13 protein-coding genes and 1 pseudogene are annotated in these 18097 nt (G+C 71.3%); 5 read left to right on the plus strand and 9 right to left on the minus strand.

Going from position 1 to position 18097, the window contains the following annotated elements; all coding sequences use genetic code 11:
* Window positions 1-198: pseudogene (locus G3I40_RS22010) on the minus strand (DNA polymerase III subunit delta'); the annotation flags it as partial.
* A gap of 67 nt (window positions 199-265) precedes the next feature.
* On the opposite strand from G3I40_RS22010, the gene G3I40_RS22015 reads away from it, so the two are divergent.
* The gene (locus tag G3I40_RS22015; RefSeq protein ID WP_164303856.1) at window positions 266-808 is read left to right on the plus strand and encodes a GNAT family N-acetyltransferase; all 543 of its coding nucleotides are present in this window, start codon (window positions 266-268) and stop codon (window positions 806-808) included.
* Window positions 809-896: 88 nt separating this feature from the next.
* Here G3I40_RS22015 and tmk read toward each other — a convergent pair whose 3' ends face one another.
* Both tmk and topA read right to left on the minus strand, forming a co-directional pair.
* Window positions 897-4103: a dTMP kinase gene (gene tmk, locus G3I40_RS22020; protein ID WP_164303857.1), complete on the minus strand. Its 3207-nt coding sequence runs from the start codon at window positions 4101-4103 to the stop codon at window positions 897-899.
* Between the two features lie 133 nt (window positions 4104-4236).
* Window positions 4237-7065 carry a type I DNA topoisomerase gene (topA, locus tag G3I40_RS22025; protein WP_164303858.1) on the minus strand — a complete coding sequence of 943 codons (2829 nt, stop codon included), beginning with the start codon at window positions 7063-7065 and terminating at the stop codon, window positions 4237-4239.
* Window positions 7066-7426: 361 nt separating this feature from the next.
* Here topA and G3I40_RS22030 point away from each other — a divergent pair, with 361 nt between their 5' ends.
* From G3I40_RS22030 to G3I40_RS22040, 3 genes are all read left to right on the plus strand, one after another.
* On the plus strand, window positions 7427-7882 hold the full coding sequence (locus G3I40_RS22030; protein WP_164303859.1) for a TM2 domain-containing protein: 456 nt from the start codon (window positions 7427-7429) through the stop codon (window positions 7880-7882).
* The gene (locus G3I40_RS22035) at window positions 7866-8273 is read left to right on the plus strand and encodes a DUF2752 domain-containing protein (protein WP_164303860.1); all 408 of its coding nucleotides are present in this window, start codon (window positions 7866-7868) and stop codon (window positions 8271-8273) included. The genes G3I40_RS22030 and G3I40_RS22035 overlap by 17 nt, the downstream gene beginning before the upstream one ends.
* Before the next feature lie 201 nt (window positions 8274-8474).
* Complete coding sequence (locus G3I40_RS22040) at window positions 8475-8756, plus strand: TM2 domain-containing protein (RefSeq protein WP_164303861.1); 282 nt, start codon at window positions 8475-8477, stop codon at window positions 8754-8756.
* Window positions 8757-8880: 124 nt separating this feature from the next.
* Here G3I40_RS22040 and G3I40_RS22045 read toward each other — a convergent pair whose 3' ends face one another.
* The 6 genes from G3I40_RS22045 to bldG form a co-directional block, all read right to left on the minus strand.
* A complete protein-coding gene (locus tag G3I40_RS22045; RefSeq protein ID WP_164303862.1) occupies window positions 8881-9078 on the minus strand; it encodes a hypothetical protein in 198 nt (65 codons plus the stop codon).
* A 110-nt stretch (window positions 9079-9188) separates the two neighbouring features.
* Window positions 9189-10718, minus strand: a complete 1530-nt coding sequence (locus G3I40_RS22050; protein ID WP_164303863.1) for a methyltransferase — start codon at window positions 10716-10718, stop codon at window positions 9189-9191.
* Window positions 10719-10902: 184 nt separating this feature from the next.
* The gene (locus tag G3I40_RS22055) at window positions 10903-11484 is read right to left on the minus strand and encodes a small secreted protein (RefSeq protein WP_164303864.1); all 582 of its coding nucleotides are present in this window, start codon (window positions 11482-11484) and stop codon (window positions 10903-10905) included.
* A 290-nt stretch (window positions 11485-11774) separates the two neighbouring features.
* Window positions 11775-14183 (minus strand): sodium-translocating pyrophosphatase, encoded by a 2409-nt coding sequence (locus G3I40_RS22060; RefSeq protein WP_164303865.1) that lies wholly within the window; start codon window positions 14181-14183, stop codon window positions 11775-11777.
* Window positions 14184-14451: 268 nt separating this feature from the next.
* Window positions 14452-14895 carry an ATP-binding protein gene (locus tag G3I40_RS22065; RefSeq protein ID WP_164303866.1) on the minus strand — a complete coding sequence of 148 codons (444 nt, stop codon included), beginning with the start codon at window positions 14893-14895 and terminating at the stop codon, window positions 14452-14454.
* Window positions 14896-14983: 88 nt separating this feature from the next.
* Entirely contained in the window at window positions 14984-15325 is a 342-nt protein-coding gene (bldG, locus tag G3I40_RS22070) for an anti-sigma factor antagonist BldG (protein ID WP_003975386.1), read from the minus strand.
* An 82-nt stretch (window positions 15326-15407) separates the two neighbouring features.
* Between bldG and G3I40_RS22075 the strand changes: the two genes are divergently transcribed.
* The gene (locus G3I40_RS22075) at window positions 15408-17999 is read left to right on the plus strand and encodes a DEAD/DEAH box helicase (protein WP_164303867.1); all 2592 of its coding nucleotides are present in this window, start codon (window positions 15408-15410) and stop codon (window positions 17997-17999) included.
* Window positions 18000-18097: the final 98 nt, after the last annotated feature.

The raw sequence follows: 18097 nt of genomic DNA on the forward strand, positions 1-18097 counted from the left end.
GGCCGCGAAGGCCCGCGCCGCGGTGACCCGGCCCGCTCCGGGCGGCCCCGTGAACAGCCAGGCGTGCGTCATGCTCGACGCCGCGGACGGCGGGGTGCCGGCCCCGGCGGAGGTCACCAGGGCGTCCGCGTCCCGCGCGGCCGCACTCAGCGTCTCGACCACGCGCTCCTGACCGACCAGGTCGTCCCATACGGCCATGCGGACACCGCCCTTTCTCAAGCTCCCGCCATTGTGCCGGGCCCCACTGACATCGTTGGATACGGCGATGACCGATTCACGTACCGATCCGCTTCCAGACCCGCATACCGATTCACGTACCGGCCCGCGTACCGACGCACCTACCGACCCGCGTACCCAGCTGCGCATCGAGCCTCTGACCAGTGACTCTCCCGCCGCGCTCGTCAACGACTGGCAGCACGTGCACAACACGGTCGTGCCGGTCGACTCCGCGCGGCTGTCCGCCGACGACGTCCGCGAGCGTGCCGGGCGCAACGTCCTGGAGGTCGCCTACGCCGGGGACGTCCTCGTGGGCTGCTCTACCGTGCGCACCCCGAAGGACGACGGCGTGGGCATGGTCATCTCGCGGGTCCTGGCGGCCCACCGCGGGCGCGGCTTCGGCACGGTCCTGTACGAGCGGGGCCTCGCCGCGGCCCGCGCCCTGGGGGCCCGGGAGATCGAGACGGTCGTGCTCACCTCGAACACGGCGGGCCTGAGCTTCGCCCGGCGCACCGGGTTCACGGTCGAGGTCGACCGCTACCGCCTCGACGGCGACACCGTCGACTGGGTGGAGCTGCGCCTCGCCCCCTGAGGCCTGTCCGGCGCCCGGCTGCCGTCCGACCCCAGGACGCCCCAGCCGCACTGGGACGCCCTGACAGTCCTGACCGCCCCGGGACGTTCTAGGACCGGCGCCGGCCGTCGCCCTCGTCGTCGTCCTGGCCGCCCAGCAATTCGTCGGCCAGCGACGGCAGATCGTCCAGCGGCGTCTCCTCCGCCCAGTCCGGGCGGGGGCGGCGCCGCGGCCGGCCCTCCTCGTCGACCTGCGGCAGCTCCGCCGTACGGTCGGCCGCGCTGTCCTGGGGCGCGGACCGCTCGTCGCGGAAGTACCCCGGCGGCACCTTGTCCTCGGACCGGCCCTCCGACCGACCCTGGGACCGCCCCTCGGACCGCCCTTCGGTCCTGCTGTCGGTCCTGCTGTCGGTCCTGTTGTCCGGAACCTGCGGAAGCACGGCCGTCTCGTCCGCGGCACCGGCCGGCGGACGCGGCAGCTGCGCCGTCTCCTCCGCGTCCCGTACGGGCGGCAGCACCGCGGTCTCCTCTGCGTCCCGGACCGGCGGCAGCACCGCGGTCTCGTCGGCGTCCCGGACCGGCGGCAGGACCGCGGTCTCGTCGGCCGGCGACGGCTCGGGGCGCACGATCGGCGTCGCCAGCGTCGTCTCGTTGTCCGGTGCGGGGGGCGCCGAAGCAGCAGGGGAAGCCGCGGAAGACGTCGCGGCCCGCGCCGTCTGCGCCGCTTGCGCGGCCTGGGAGGCGGCGGCCGCGAGCCGCCGTGCCTCCTCGGCACGCAGCAACGCCTCCTCGGCCTTGCGCTGCTTCTCCACGCGCCGTTCCTCGGCCTCGGCGCGCAGCCGCGCCTCCTCCTCGGCCTGTTTGCGGCGACGCTCTTCCTCGACGGCGCGCTGCCGCTCCTCGGCGAGCAACCGGGCCTGCTCGATCTCGGCCTTCTTACGCGCCTCCTCGGCACGCTGGCGGGCCTCCTCGGCCTGCCGCTCGGCCTCGATGCGCTGCGCTTCCTCCAGCTCGCGGCGCTTGCGCTCCTCCTCCTCGGCGCGGAGTTTGGCGATCTGCTCCTGGCGCTCGCGCTCGACCCGCTCCTCCTCGGCCTTGCGCCGCGCCTCTTCCTCGGCCTTGCGCCGGGCTTCTTCCTCCGCGGCCTTGCGGGCCTCCTCCTGCGCCTTGATCTCGGCTTCGGAGAGCGGAAGAAGTACGTCGAGACGGTGCCGTACGACGGTGGTGACCGCCTCCGGCTCCTGGCCCGCGTCGACGACGAGGTAGCGGCCGGGGTCGCCCGCGGCCAGCGTCAGGAAACCGGCGCGCACGCGCGCGTGGAACTCCATCGGCTCCGACTCCAGCCGGTCCGGCGCCTCGGTGAACCGCTCGCGCGCGGCCTCGGGGTCGACGTCGAGGAGGACCGTCAGGTGCGGTACGAGGCCGCTGGTGGCCCAGCGGTTGATCCGGGAGACCTCGACCGGCGACAGGTCGCGGCCCGCGCCCTGGTAGGCGACGGACGAGTCGATGTAGCGGTCGGAGATGACGACGGCGCCGCGCTCCAGGGCGGGCCGTACGACGGTGTCGACGTGCTCGGCGCGGTCGGCCGCGTACAGCAGCGCCTCGGCGCGGTGCGACAGACCGGCGCTCGACACGTCGAGCAGGATCGAGCGCAGCCGCTTGCCGACCGGGGTCGCCCCGGGCTCGCGCGTGACGACGACCTCGTGCCCCTTGCCGCGGATCCACTCGGCCAGCGCTTCGGCCTGCGTCGACTTGCCGGCGCCGTCACCGCCCTCCAGGGCGATGAAGAAGCCGGTCGTGGCCGGGGCCTGCGCCGGGTCGTTCCCGCCGAGCAGGGCGTCCTTCAGGTCGTGCCGCAGGGGTACGCCGCTGCGGTCGTCGGCCTTGGCGAGGACGAGCGCGGCGACGGGCAGCAGCAGCGCGCCGACCAGCATCAGCGTGAACGCGGCGCCTCCGTGGGCGAACACGAACTTGCCGTTCTCCAGGCGGTGCGGCCCGATCAGCGCGGCGAGCAACGGCGCGAGCAGGGCGCCGAGCGCGACGCCGACGCGGGCGACGGCCTGCAGGTGTTCGGTGGTGCGGGCCCGCCGGTACTCCTCGGTCTCCTGGTCCAGCAGCGCGTGCCCGGTGTTGGCGGCGACGCCGGCGGCGACCCCGGCCAGCGTGACGAGCAGGATCACGCTGGTCACGTCCGGGACGAGCCCGGCGGCCAGCAGTGCGATGCCGGTCAGCGCGAGGACGAGCGCGAGCAGCCGGCGGCGCGACAGGGCCGGCAGAACGGTGGGCGCGCACCGGATCCCGATCACGGTGCCGCCGGTCAGGCCGAGCACGAGCAGCCCGAACGTGACCGGTCCGCCGCCCAGGTCCTTGGCCTGCAGCACGGACACGGCGACGGCTGCCGAGACGGCCCCGGCGACGGCGCCGCAGGCGAGCACGAGCAGCGGGATCGCGCCGGTGCGGCCCTTGTCGACTCCGCTGCCGGTCTTGGGGCGGCGCAGTCCTTCGAGCGGCGAGCGCGTGCGCGGGGTCTGCGTGGCCGGAAGTTCGAGGAAGAAGACGACAGACAGCGACGCGGCGAAGAGCCCGGCGCCCACGTACGACGACAGGGCGACCTGGTGCAGCGCGAACCAGTCGACGCCCGCCCCGATCAGGTTCTGCACCAGCGTCACGGCCACGAGCACGGTCGCGGCCAGCGGGATCGCGACGAATCCGGTGCGCAGCGACAGCCGCCGCAGCGCGTCCATGTGGTCCGGCAGCGGCCGCACGGCCGCGCCCTCCAGGGGCGGCGCGGGCAGCAGCGCGGGCGCCGCGCTCTCCTTGGCGACGGTCCAGAACCGCTCGGCGACCCCGATGACGAAGGCCGTGACGAGGATCAGCGCCAGCGCGTTGTCCGGAGTCCAGTCGATCCACAGCGGGGCGACGATGAGCAGCGCGGCCCGCAGTCCGTCGGCGCCGACCATGGTCCAGCGCCGGTCGAGGGGCCCGCCCGGTGCGGTCAGCGAGGTCAGCGGTCCGAGCAGGACGGCGCCGAACAGCAGCGTCGACAGGATGCGCGCCCCGAACACGACGGCGACCGCGACGGCCACGCCCCGGTACCCACCGCCGAACGAACCCTCGGAGATGGCCGCCTGCAGCGCGAGCACCACGAGCACAAGCAGCCCGAGCACATCACCTACTCCGCCGACGAGCTGCGCGGACCACAGTCGCTTCAACTGAGGTACACGCAACAGCGCGCGCACGGCGCGCTCTCGGGAGTCCGCTACCAGGGCGTCGTCTGGGGCCGTGTGGGGGGCCGTTGGCTGCTCGGCACGGGTCATTCGTCCAGCCTATCGGGCGCCACCCGCACATCGAAGGCGCGTCCGAACAAACGGGCGCTTCCGGGGACCGATCCCTGGAAGCGCCCGTCTACGTAAGCCACAAACCGCCTACATGTAGGCGGCCCGCGTACTCCTACTGCTCCGCCGGAGCCGCCGTCTTCTTGGCGGGTGCCTTCTTGGCGGCGGTCTTCTTCGCGGTGGTCGTCTTGGCAGCCGTCTTCTTGGCGGCGGTCTTCTTCGCTGCCGTCTTCTTGGCGGGTGCCTTCTTGGCCGCGGCCTTCTTCGCGGTCTTCTTGGCCGGGCCCTTGGCCCGCTTCTCCGCGAGGAGCTCGTACCCGCGCTCCGGCGTGATGTCCTCGACGGAGTCGGCCGCCCGCAGCGTCGCGTTGGTCTCGCCGTCGGTGACGTACGCGCCGAAGCGGCCGTCCTTCACGACGACGGGCTTCTCGCTGACCGGGTCGGTGCCCAGCTCCTTCAGCGGCGGCTTGGCGGCCGCGCGCCCGCGCTGCTTGGGCTGGGAGTAGATCTCCAGCGCCTCTTCCAGCGTGATGGTGAAGAGCTGCTCCTCGGCCGTCAGCGACCGGGAGTCCGTGCCCTTCTTCAGGTACGGGCCGTACCGGCCGTTCTGCGCGGTGATCTCGACGCCCTCGGCGTCGGCGCCCACCACGCGCGGCAGCGACATCAGCTTCAGGGCGTCGTCCAGCGTCACCGTGTCGAGCGACATGGTCTTGAAGAGCGAGGCGGTACGCGGCTTGACGGCGTTCTTGCCGGTCTTCGGGGTGCCCTCGGGGAGCACCTCGGTGACGTACGGCCCGTAGCGCCCGTCCTTGGCGATGATCTGGCGGCCGGTGGCCGGGTCGGTGCCCAGCTCGAAGTCGCCGCTCGGCTTGGCGAGCAGTTCCTCGGCGTACTCGACCGAGAGCTCGTCCGGCGCCAGGTCCTCGGGGACGTCGGCGCGCTGGTGGTTCTCGGAGTCGCGCTCGCCGCGCTCGACGTAGGGGCCGTAGCGCCCGACGCGCAGCACGATGTCGCTGCCGACCGGGAAGGAGGACACCTCGCGGGCGTCGATCGCGCCCAGGTCGGTGACGAGCTCCTTGAGGCCGCCGAGGTGATCACCGTCACCGTTGCCCGCGTCGGCGGCGCCGCCGGAGCCGTCGCCCTCGCCGAAGTAGAAGCGCCTCAGCCACGGCACGGCCTGCGCCTCGCCCCGCGCGATGCGGTCGAGGTCGTCCTCCATGGACGCGGTGAAGCTGTAGTCGACGAGCCGCCCGAAGTGCTTCTCCAGGAGGTTGACGACGGCGAACGACAAGAAGGAGGGCACGAGTGCCGTCCCCTTCTTGAAGACGTAGCCGCGGTCGAGGATCGTGCCGATGATCGACGCGTACGTCGACGGGCGGCCGATCTCGCGCTCTTCCAGCTCCTTGACCAGCGAGGCCTCGGTGTAGCGGGCCGGCGGCTTGGTCGCGTGGCCGTCGACCGAGATCTCCTCGGCGGACAGCGCGTCGCCCTCGGAGACCTGCGGCAGCCGGCGCTCGCGGTCGTCCAGTTCCGCGTTCGGGTCGTCCGCGCCCTCGACGTAGGCCTTGAGGAAGCCGTGGAAGGTGATGGTCTTGCCGGACGCGCTGAACTCGGCGTCGCGGCCGTCGGCGGAGGTGCCCGCGATCTTGACGGTGACGCTGTTGCCGACCGCGTCCTTCATCTGGGAGGCGACGGTGCGCTTCCAGATGAGCTCGTAGAGACGGAACTGGTCGCCGGTCAGGCCGGTCTCGGCGGGCGTGCGGAAGCGGTCGCCCGAGGGACGGATCGCCTCGTGCGCCTCCTGCGCGTTCTTGACCTTGCCCGCGTACGTGCGCGGCTTGTCCGGCAGGTAGTCGGCGCCGTACAGCTGCGTGACCTGGGCACGGGCGGCGGAGACCGCCGTGTCCGAGAGGGTCGTGGAGTCCGTACGCATATAGGTGATGAAGCCGTTCTCGTACAGCTTCTGGGCCACCTGCATGGTCGCCTTCGCACCGAAGCCCAGCTTGCGCGAGGCCTCCTGCTGCATCGTCGTCGTACGGAACGGCGCATACGGCGAGCGGCGGTACGGCTTGGACTCGACCGAGCGGACGGCGAACGACGTGTCCTGGAGGGCGGCGGCGAGCGCTCGCGCGTTCGCCTCGTCCAGGTGCAGGGTGTTCGCCGAGTTGCCGCCCTTGATCTGGCCGAGCGAGTCGAAGTCGCGGCCCTGCGCGATGCGCTTGCCGTCGACCGCGGACAGGCGGGCGACCAGGGAGGACGGGTCGGACGGGTCGCCGGCGCGGCCCGTCGCGAAGGTGCCGGTCAGGTCCCAGTACTCGGCGGAGCGGAAGGCGATGCGCTCGCGCTCCCGCTCGACGACGAGGCGGGTGGCGACCGACTGGACGCGGCCGGCCGACAGACGCGGCATGACCTTCTTCCACAGGACCGGCGAGACCTCGTAGCCGTAGAGGCGGTCGAGGATGCGGCGGGTCTCCTGGGCGTCGACCATGCGCGTGTTGAGCTCGCGCGGGTTGGCGACGGCGGCGCGGATCGCGTCCTTGGTGATCTCGTGGAAGACCATCCGGTGGACGGGGACCTTGGGCTTCAGGACCTCCAGGAGGTGCCACGCGATGGCTTCGCCCTCGCGGTCCTCATCGGTGGCCAGGAAGAGTTCGTCGGAGTCCTTCAGCAGGTCCTTGAGCTTCTTGACCTGCGCCTTCTTGTCGGCGTTGACGACATAGATGGGCTGGAAGTCGTGCTCGACGTCGACGCCGAGGCGGCGGACCTCACCCGTGTACTTCTCGGGGACCTCGGCCGCGCCGCTGGGGAGGTCGCGGATGTGCCCGACGCTCGCTTCGACGACGTACCCAGGGCCGAGATAGCCCTTGATCGTCTTCGCCTTGGCGGGCGACTCGACGATGACGAGTCGGCGGCCGCCCTGTGCGGTCTCGCTGGTCGGGGACAACTTCGCTCTTCTCTCCGGTCGGGGTTCGGGGCCGTATCTCTGCTTCGGTACAGCACTGCTGCGGAGTGTGACGGTACCTCCCGCCGGTGTGTCAAACGGGAAAAGCACGCAGCAGCCACTCGGAACGGTAACCCGACTCCTCGTGATCCTGCCCCCGGACCGGGGAGCGGACGCCTCGCCTCCGGGTACCGCGGGAATCACTGTGTGTGCCACGTTCCTGTCACGAGCGTTCCGATTGGGCTGCTGTTCGTCGCCCTCGCTCCCCACCCTTATCCGGCCCTGACAAGATGGCGGAAGGCTGGGGGAGCCCAAGGGGAGCCTCCGGCACGTCCCCGACGGCATCCCCATCCAGGAGTACCCGATGTCCGACAGCAACCCCTACGGCCAGCAGCCCCCGCAGGACCCGAACCCGTACGGCCAGCAGCCGCCGCAGGACCCTTACGGCCAGCAGCAGGGCGCGCCGGGGTACGGCTACCCGCAGCAGGGCGCGCAGCAGCCCGGTTACGGGTACCCCGGCGGCGCCCCCGGCGGCTACCCGCCCCAGCCCGGCATGCCGATGGGCTACGACCCGAACGCTCCCTACGGCTACGACCCCTACGGCCGCCCGTACTCCGACAAGTCGAAGATCGTCGCAGGCGTCCTGCAGCTCTTCCTGGGCTACCTCGGCGTCGGCCGCTTCTACATCGGCAACGTCGGCATGGGCCTCGCCCAGCTGTTCACCTGCGGTGGCTTCGGCATCTGGGCGCTGATCGACGGAATCATCCTGCTGACCAGCAACAACACCACGGACGCCAACGGCCGTGTCCTGCGCGGCTGACCGCCTGCCGCCCGCTCTGCGGCACCCGGCGGCGGCACCCATCGGGGTACTGGCCGCCGGGCTCGCGGGCACTCTCTATCTGTACGGCACCGACCCGCACGAGCCGGGCCACTGGCTGCCGCGCTGCCCCTTCCGTCTCGTCACCGGGCTGCTCTGCCCGGCCTGCGGCGGGACGCGCATGGTGTACGACCTGCTGCACGGCCAGTTCGCCGCGGCCTGGCACGACAACCGCGCGCTGCTGCTGAGCGCGCCGTTCGCCCTGGCGCTGCTCGGCCGTTGGGCCTTCGAGGGCCTGCGCGGGCGCCGCTGGCGCCCGTCGTTCACCCGGCGTACGCAGGCGGCGATCCTGCTCGTCGCGGTCGCCTGGACGGTTGCGCGCAACGTCGCCTGACGGACCGTCAACCAGTACAGACGGCGCACAGGTCACAAACCCGCCACGATCCGGGCCAGACCTGCCGTCCCGTTGACCTCTGCTTTAACTTTGGGTTTTCCGAGGCCACGCCATGTCCCCCGCCGGCGCGTCCGCCTCATACATCCGCTCAGGTGCGTGGCCCCACCGCGCCCGCTTCCCGTCCCCGAGGAGCAATCCGCCATGTCCTACCCCGCTCAGCCCGGCGCCGCCGACCCCAACGCCCCGTTCGGCTACGACCCGCAGGGCCGCCCGTACTCCGAGAAGTCGAAGGTCGTCGCGGGCATCCTGCAGTTCTTCCTGGGCTACCTCGGCATCGGCCGCTTCTACGTCGGCAACACCGGTGTCGCCCTCGCCCAGCTGTTCACCTGCGGTGGCCTCGGCATCTGGGCCCTGATCGACGCGATCCTGTTCTGGACGAGCAACGACCGCACCGACAGCCAGGGTCGCGTGCTGCGCGGCTGAGTCCCGCCCTCCCGCGACACACCGATGCCCGCCCCGGAACGTTCCGGGGCGGGCATCGCCGTCACCACCGCGGGCACCCTTGCGCACGCGTACCGCCGTACGCGCACCGGGTGCTGAACGCGCGTCACACCTGGCCGAAACACCACACCGCGAGCGCCAGACAGACCACCCCGGCCGACCCGGCGAGCACCGCCGACGCCACCGGGCGTGCGCCGTGCGCCACCGGCTGCCGGTGCGCCGTGCGCGCCCCCGTCCACACCACGAGTCCCGCGCCGAACAACGCGAACACCGTGCCCGCGAAGACCGCAGGTGCACTCTCCATCGCCTTGCCTCCCGACCGCCCTCAGGGACGCTTCGACCGCCCAGGCGGTGACGCTGGCAGGGGCGGGGGAACCCCGGGTGAACTCCGGGGCGCCGCAAGGCGAAGAGCAGCTATCCGGCGGTGTCCGCGACGGGCTCCAGGAAGCCCTGCTCGACGAGCGTGCGGATCTGCGCCGGGGTGCGGTCGCGCAGCAACACCGGCTCCTCGCCCATGAGTTGCGCGATGGCGTCCAGGATCCGCCCGGCGCTCAGCGTCCCGTCGCAGACGCCCGCGAACCCGGCGCCGACCGTGTCCACCTTCGTCGCCCGGCGCATGCCGCGCCCCTGGCGCAGCACGACGTGCTCGGGGTCCTCGGCGCCCGGCAGGCCGACCTGCTCCTGCACGACCTCCCCGGAGAGGCGGAACGACGCCTCCAGCAGCGCCGCGTCGTCGTGCGTGCGCAACCAGTCGACCCGTGCGAAGTGCGCCCGCACCGCTTCCCCGAGCGGCTGCTCGACGGGGTGCGGCCATTCCTCGACGACGACCGACGGCTCGGCGTGCGCGGCGGCCGCCTTGCGGAGCGTGATCCAGCCGAAGCCGACGGACCTCACCTTGTGCGCCTCGAACTCGTCGAGCCACGCGTCGTACCGGGCCGCGTACTCGGCCGGGTCCGTGCGGTGGTCACCGGCGTCGCGCAGCCACAGCTCGGCGTACTGCGTGACGTCCTGCACCTCGCGCTGCACGATCCAGGCGTCGCAGCCGCGCGGCACCCACGAGCGCAGCCGCTCGGTCCACTCCTCCCCGTCCACGTGCTGCCAGTTGGCGAGGAACTGCGCGTAACCCCCCTCGTTCAGGTGCTCCCCCGCTCCCTGAACGAGCGTGCGGCACAGATCGTCCCCGCCCATGCCGCCGTCCCGGTACGTCAGGCGCGCACCCGGCGAGATCACGAAGGGCGGGTTCGACACGATCAGGTCGTACGTCGCCTCGCCCACCGGTTCGTACAGCGAGCCCTCGCGCAGGTCAGCGGCGCGCACCCCGGACAGTGCGAGCGTCAGCGCGGTGATGTGCAGGGCGCGGGAGTTGAGGTCGGTCGCGGTGACCTGCGTGGCGTGCTGCGCCGCGTGCAGGGCCTGGATCCCGGAGCCGGTGCCGAGGTCGAGCGCCGAGGCGACCGGCGTGCGGACGGTGATCCCGGCGAGCGTCATGGACGCCCCGCCGACCCCGAGCACGACGCCCTCCTCGCGGCTGCCGATGCCGCCGGCGCCGCCGACCGCGCACCCGAGGTCGGAGACGATGTACCAGTCCTCGCCGTCGGGCCCGCCGTACGGGCGTACGTCCACGACCGCGGCCACCTCGTCGCCGCTCGGCCGCAGCCAGCCGCCGTCCAGGCACGCGTCCAGCGGCAGCACCTCGGCGAGACGGGCGCGCGGCACGGGCTGCTGCAGCAGGAAGAGCCGGACGAGCGTCTCCAGCGGGGAGTCGCCCCGGGTGGCGCGCAGCGCGGGCACGGTCTCGCTGCGCGCGAGCGCCGCGTAGGCGGGCGCCCCGAGCAGGTCGAGCAGTCCGTCGGAGGTGAACTCGGCGCGGAGCAGGGCGTCGCGCAACGCGGCGGCGACGTCGTGGCGGTCAGCGGTGGGCAGGGCGGCGGCAGTAGAACTCACACCCCCATTGTTACCCGCTGTGGGCAGGCATTCCGCACGGCGGAACAGGTGGGCAGCGACCCCTCCGGCGCGCGGCCGGGTGCGGGGGTGCCGGGTGCCGGGCCCGGGGTTCCGGCGGAACGACGGCGCCCTCGGGGCCGCGGAGGAACCGCGGCCCCGAGGGCGCCGAGAAGAGAGGTCGTGCCTACGAGGCCGACGGCGTGGCGGAAGCGCTCTTGCAGCTCTCCTGCTTGGCCATCGCCTTGCCCACGTCGCCCTCCTCCAGGTTCTTCAGGGCGTCGCTCCCGCTCTGGCTCAGCTTGTCCAGCTCGCCCGCGATGCCCTTGAGACCTTCGGCGAACTTCGCCTGGTCGTCGGTGTCGAGCTTGTCGACCTGCTTCTTCAGGCCGGCGTACGACGTCGAGATCTTGTCCAGCTCCGTGACGGCGTTCTGCTGCTTGGTCTTGCCGTCGTCGACGTCCGGGGCGCCCGCGCTGTCGACGGCGTCGCCGATCGCCTTGTACGCGTCGGACATGTCCTGGAACGCCTTGGAGTCCGTCTTCTGGACGTCGGCCGGCGAGCTGTTGTCCGAGGTCTCCTTCTGGATCGCCGCGTTGGCCTGCTCGATCTTCTTCGCCTGCGGCTGGACCGCGTCGCAGACCTGCTTGGCCCAGGAGTCCAGCTTGTCGTTGCTGTCGTCACTGCAGCCCGACAACGCCAGTACCAGTACCGCACCGCCGGACAGTGCGGCTGCAAGCTTCTTGTTCACCGGATCGGTCCCTTCCATGGCTCTCGGCCCCGGAACTTACACGCCGAGCACACGACAATCGCACCTCGGGCGTCCGAAAGGACCGCTTTATTGACCTTTAGCAGCCATTTGCACCAAGGGAGAGAAGGCTCACGGAAGAAGTACGCAGAAATCCCAGAGAAGTTCGGCCGCCACAGGTGTGTCGCGGTCGGCACCGGGGCGAACGCGCCGGTGGGCGGACAGCTCGTCAAGAGTCGCTGCCCGCCCACCTGTTGGGACCTTGGTCCTGTCCTTCGGGGACTCAGGGACCTATCGGACCTGTTCCGGACCTACGTACGGGAGGGTTCCACCGCCGGATCCGCCGGCTTCGGCACCCTTCCCGGCTTCTGCTCGTCGTCGTCCTCGTCGTCGCCGACCGCGATGCCGCGCCTCTTGGAGACGTACACCGCGCCGATGATGACGCCGAGCGAGACGACGGCGACCACGACCCGCACGGCCACGCTCGCGTCGTCCCCGTAGCTGAACTTGACCACCGCGGGCGCGATGAGCAGCGCGACGAGGTTCATCACCTTCAGCAGCGGGTTGATGGCGGGCCCTGCGGTGTCCTTGAACGGGTCGCCGACCGTGTCACCGATGACGGTGGCGGCATGCGCCTCGCTGCCCTTCCCGCCGTGGTGCCCGTCCTCGACGAGCTTCTTCGCGTTGTCCCACGCGCCGCCGGAGTTGGCGAGGAAGACCGCCATCAGGGTGCCGGTGCCGATGGCCCCGGCGAGGTAGGCGCCGAGCGCGCCCACTCCGAGCGTGAAGCCGATGGCGATCGGCGCCATGACCGCGAGCAGCCCGGGCGTGGCCAGCTCCCTGAGCGCGTCCTTCGTGCAGATGTCGACGACGCGGCCGTACTCCGGCTCCTCCGTGTAGTCCATGATCCCGGGGTGCTCGCGGAACTGCCGGCGCACCTCGTACACCACCGAACCCGCCGACCGGGACACGGCGTTGATCGCGAGCCCGGAGAAGAGGAACACCACCGCGGCTCCGGCGATGAGCCCCACCAGGTTGTTGGGCTGCGAGATGTCCATCACCAGGTTCATCGGCCCGCCGTCGCCGACCTTCTCCCCGACGTCGCTCGCCGCCGTGAGGATCGCGTCACGGTACGAGCCGAAGAGCGCCGCGGCCGCGAGCACGGCCGTGGCGATGGCGATCCCCTTGGTGATGGCCTTCGTGGTGTTGCCGACGGCGTCCAGGTCGGTGAGCACCTGTGCGCCCGCGCCCTGTACGTCGCCGGACATCTCGGCGATGCCCTGCGCGTTGTCGGAGACCGGGCCGAAGGTGTCCATGGCGACGATGACACCGACGGTGGTGAGCAGCCCGGTGCCGGCCAGTGCGACCGCGAAAAGCGCGAGCATGATCGACGTGCCGCCGAGCAGGAACGCCCCGTACACGCCCAGCCCGATCAACACCGCCGTGTAGACGGCCGATTCGAGGCCGAGGGAGATGCCCGCGAGCACCACGGTCGCCGGTCCGGTCAGCGACGTCTTGCCGATGTCCCTGACCGGGCGCCGGGTCGTCTCGGTGAAGTAGCCGGTGAGCTGCTGGATCAGCGCGGCGAGGACGATGCCGATCGCCACGGCGACGACCGCGAGGATCCGCGGATCACCGTTGTGGGAGCGGATCGCCGCGTCGGTGACCCCGTCCAGGTCGCTGTACTTGCCCGGCAGGTACGTGTAGACGGCCACGGCCACGAGGACCAGCGAGATCACCGCGGAGATGAAGAACCCGCGGTTGATGGCGCTCATCCCGGAGCGGTCGGACCTGCGGGGCGCGACCGCGAAGATGCCGATCATCGCCGTGATGACGCCGATCGCGGGCACGATCAGCGGGAACGCGAGCCCGGAGTCACCGAACGCCGCCTTGCCGAGGATCAGCGCGGCGACCAGCGTGACGGCGTACGACTCGAAGAGGTCGGCTGCCATCCCCGCGCAGTCTCCGACGTTGTCGCCCACGTTGTCGGCGATGGTCGCGGCATTGCGCGGATCGTCCTCCGGAATGCCCTTCTCGACCTTGCCGACCAGGTCGGCGCCGACGTCGGCGGCCTTGGTGAAGATGCCGCCTCCGACACGCATGAACATGGCGATCAGCGCGGCCCCGAGCCCGAAACCCTCCAGGACCTTGGGCGCGTCGGCCGCGTAGACGAGCACGACGACGGAGGCGCCGAGCAGACCGAGGCCCACCGTGAACATGCCGACGACGCCGCCCGTACGGAAAGCGATCTTCATGGCGTGGTGCGAGACGGAAGTGAGATCCTTTTCGGGTTCGCCTTCCGCGGGTGTCGCTTCCCTGGCCGCGGCGGCCACTCGCACATTGCTGCGCACCGCGAGCCACATTCCGATATAGCCGGTGACCGCCGAGAACACCGCTCCGATCAAGAAGAAGATCGAACGCCCGGCGCGCTGATTCCAATCGTCCGCGGGAAGCAGCATGAGCAGGAAAAACACCACGACGGCGAATACGCCGAGGGTGCGCAACTGCCGTCCGAGATACGCTTTCGCGCCTTCTTGGACCGCGGCCGCGATCTTCTTCATGGAATCCGTGCCCTCGCCTGCCGCGAGCACCTGGCGCACCAGGACTCCGGCCACGGCGAGCGCCGCGAGTGCGACGACGGCGATGACGACGACGATCAGACGGTTGTCGTCCGTCAGAACTGCGGCTGCGAGGTGAGAGGGGGTAGAGGGCTCCGCCATTCGTCCTCCTTGACGCTTGGACTGAGCTCAAGACGTGGACGGATTGTAGGGAGCGGAACCTGATCAAAACAGTGCGCCGCAAACGGAATTGTTCTTCGTCACCGACATGAGCACCGGAGAAGCCCGATAATGCCCTCTGGGCATTATCGATGATCGTCACTGATTACCGATCTAGGAAAAACAGAAAAAGACCCTGTTCACCACGGGGGTGACAGGGTCAGGAAAAGATCGATAAGGGAGATCGAAAAGAGCGGACGCTACGCAGGCGTTACGGCAGCAGCGGGGCCGGTGGGGTCGGCCAGGTCATCCGAAGAAGACCGCCGTTCTCGTCCGCGGTGACCTCGACGTCGTCCACGAGACCACTGATGACGGCGAGACCCATCTCGTCCTCGCCCTCCGCCTCTAGGTCGTCGGCGGAGCCGCCGGCACCACCGCCGGGTGTGTCAGGGGAGTGCGGCGCCCTCGGGGCCTCGTCGCCGACCTCGATGGAGAACTGCTTCTCCTCCTCGATCAGCGCCACGCGCACCGGCGCCAGGACACCACTGCTCTGGTGCAGCCCCACCGCGCGGGTGCAGGCCTCACCGACGGCGAGCCTGACCTCATCGAGCACGGCCTCGTCCACGCCGGCCCTGCGCGCCACCGCGGCCGCCACGAGGCGGGCCGTGCGGACGTGCTCGGGCAGAGGGCTGAAGCGGAGTTCGACGGTGGCCATGCATCCCCCTCAGGACGTACGGGCGTGCTCTCGGGGACCGGGCCGGCCAAAGCCGCCCGATCCCCTTGTCTCTACCGGATCACCCGGGTCAGTCGGTCGCCGCGACGGCTTCCTCGACCGAGGTGTGGATCGGGAACACCTTGGTGAGTCCCGTGATCCGGAAGATCTTGAGAATGCGCTCCTGGTTGCAGACCAGGCGCAGCGAGCCCTCGTGGGCCCGCACACGCTTGAGGCCGCCGACCAGCACGCCGAGCCCGGTGGAGTCGAGGAAGTCCACGCCCTCCATGTCGACGACAAGGTGGAAACTGCCGTCGTTCACCAGCTCGACCAGCTGCTCGCGCAGCTTGGGCGCGGTATATACATCGATTTCGCCACCGACCTCGACGACCGTACGATCGCCGACGGTACGGGTCGACAGGGACAGGTCCACGGATCCTCCAGCACCTTGCTATCGAGCGGTCGCCCCTCGGGGATACCTCGGCTTGATCCCCCGGGACGGTTCGCCAGCCGCGATGGCATTCAATCACTTACCAGCAGGCATGCACGACGCCTTGGAAGCATTGTCCGTCACGCCAGTGACACACTCGGTGCCGATGGCCAAGAATCACCGACCCGAACGACCCTCGGCGTCCGCTGCCTCACGACCCTCTCCCGAGGCGGTCCTGAAGCGGCTCGCCTCGGGTCCGAGCAGGGCTGCGCGCATCACTCATACGGAGCACTTGCCCCCTCGCCCCGGCCGTCATGCAGTCTGGCCGGACCGGATCCGGTCCGAGGTCATCGCCGCTGTGCAGGAAGCGGGCATCGAGCACCCCTGGGCCCACCAGGCACGCGCGGCGGAGCACGCCCTGGACGGCGAATCGGTGATCGTCGCCACGGGCACGGCCTCCGGCAAGTCCCTCGCCTATCTGGTCCCGGTCCTGTCGCAGCTGCTCGACGGATCCGAGGCGCCGAACGGGCGCGGCGCGACCACCCTGTACCTCGCCCCGACAAAGGCGCTCGCGGCGGACCAGTGCCGATCGGTGAAGGAACTTTCACAACCTCTGGGTACGGCGATCCGTCCCGCGGTCTACGACGGCGACACCCCCTTCGAGGAACGCGAATGGGTACGTCAGTTCGGCAACTACGTCCTGACCAACCCGGACATGCTGCACCGCGGCATATTGCCGTCCCATGCCCGCTGGTCCTCCTTCCTGAAGGCGCTCAAGTACGTCGTCATCGACGAGTGCCACACGTATCGCGGCGTCTTCGGCTCGCACGTCGCCCAGGTCCTGCGCAGGCTGCGCCGTCTGTGCGCCCGCTACGGATCGTCGCCCGTCTTCCTGCTGGCCTCGGCGACGGCCGCGGAACCGGCCGTCGCGGCCCGCCGGTTGACCGGCCTGCCCGTCGTCGAGGTCGCCGACGACGCCTCGCCCCGCGGCGAACTCGTCTTCGCCCTCTGGGAGCCCCCTCTCACCGAGATGCGGGGCGAGAAGGGCGCCCCGGTCCGGCGCACCGCCACCGCCGAGACGGCGGACCTGCTCACCGACCTCACGGTCCAGGGCGTCCGCTCGGTCGCCTTCGTACGCTCCCGGCGGGGCGCCGAGCTGATCTCGGTGATCGCCCAGGAACGGCTGGCCGAGGTCGACCGCTCGCTGGTCCACCGCGTCGCCGCCTACCGCGGCGGCTATCTCTCCGAGGAGCGCCGCGCCCTCGAAGCCGCCCTGCACTCCGGCGAACTCCTCGGCCTCGCCGCCACCTCCGCCCTCGAACTCGGCATCGACGTCTCGGGGTTGGACGCCGTCGTGATCGCCGGCTACCCGGGCACCCGCGCCTCCCTGTGGCAACAGGCGGGCCGCGCGGGCCGCTCCGGGCAGGGCGCCCTCGCGGTGCTGGTGGCCCGCGACGACCCGCTGGACACCTATCTGGTCCACCACCCCGAGGCCCTCTTCGACCAGCCGGTCGAATCGACGGTCCTCGACCCCGACAACCCGTACGTCCTCGCCCCGCACCTGTGCGCCGCCGCAGCCGAACTCCCGCTGACGGAACCGGACTTCACCCTGTTCGGCCCGGCGAGCGGCGAACTGCTCCCGCAGCTGGAGGCCGCGAAGCTGCTGCGCCGCCGCAGCGGCACGAAGGCCTGGCACTGGACGCGCCGCGAGTCCGCCGCCGACCTGGCCGACATCCGCGGCGAGGGCGGCAGCCCGGTCCAGATCGTCGAGGCCGGCACCGGCCGCCTGCTGGGCACCGTCGACGCGGCCTCGGCCCACACCACGGTCCACGACGGCGCGGTCCACCTCCACCAGGGCCGCACCTACGTCGTCAAGGACCTGGACCTGGACGACAACGTCGCCCTGGTCGCGCCCGCCAGCCCCACGTACTCCACCACCGCCCGCGACACCACGGCCATCTCCGTCCTGGAGACGGACGTCGAAGTCCCTTGGGGCGAGGGCCGGTTGTGCTACGGCTCGGTCGAGGTCACCAACCAGGTCGTCGGCTATCTCCGGCGCCGCCTGATCACCGGCGAGGTCCTCGGCGAGACCAAACTCGACCTCCCTCCTCGTACGCTGCGCACCCGCGCCGTGTGGTGGACGGTCACGGAGGACCAGCTGGACGCGGCCAGAGTGGGGCCCGAGATCCTCGGCGGCGCCCTGCACGCCGCCGAACACGCCTCGATCGGCATGCTCCCCCTCTTCGCCACGTGCGACCGCTGGGACATCGGCGGCGTCTCCGTCCCCCTCCACCCCGACACGCTCCTGCCCACCGTGTTCGTCTACGACGGCCACCCGGGCGGGGCGGGCTTCGCCGAACGTGCCTTCCACACGGCCCGGTCCTGGCTGGCCGCGACCCGCGAGGCCATCTCCTCCTGCGAGTGCGAGGGCGGTTGCCCGTCCTGCATCCAGTCCCCCAAGTGCGGCAACGGCAACGACCCGCTGCACAAGCGCGGCGCGGTACGACTCCTCTCGGTCCTCCTCAAGGGGGCGGCCGAGGCCGACGAATCGGCCGGGGCGCCCGAGACGACCGCCACGACCGGCGCGGCTGCTCCGGCGGGCCCCGGGGCGGGCGGCACCGGAAATCTCGGCGCGGCCGCCTCCACGGAGTCGGGCCCCGAGCCAGTCACGCCCTGACCTTGCGGCCTTTCCGACCGCCACGACCGGCGCGGCTGCTCCGGCGGGCCCCGGGGCGGGCGGCACCGGAAATCTCGGCGCGGCCGCCTCCACGGAGT

It is taken from the genome of Streptomyces sp. SID14478, assembly GCF_010548525.1.
Taxonomy (GTDB): Bacteria; Actinomycetota; Actinomycetes; order Streptomycetales; family Streptomycetaceae; genus Streptomyces.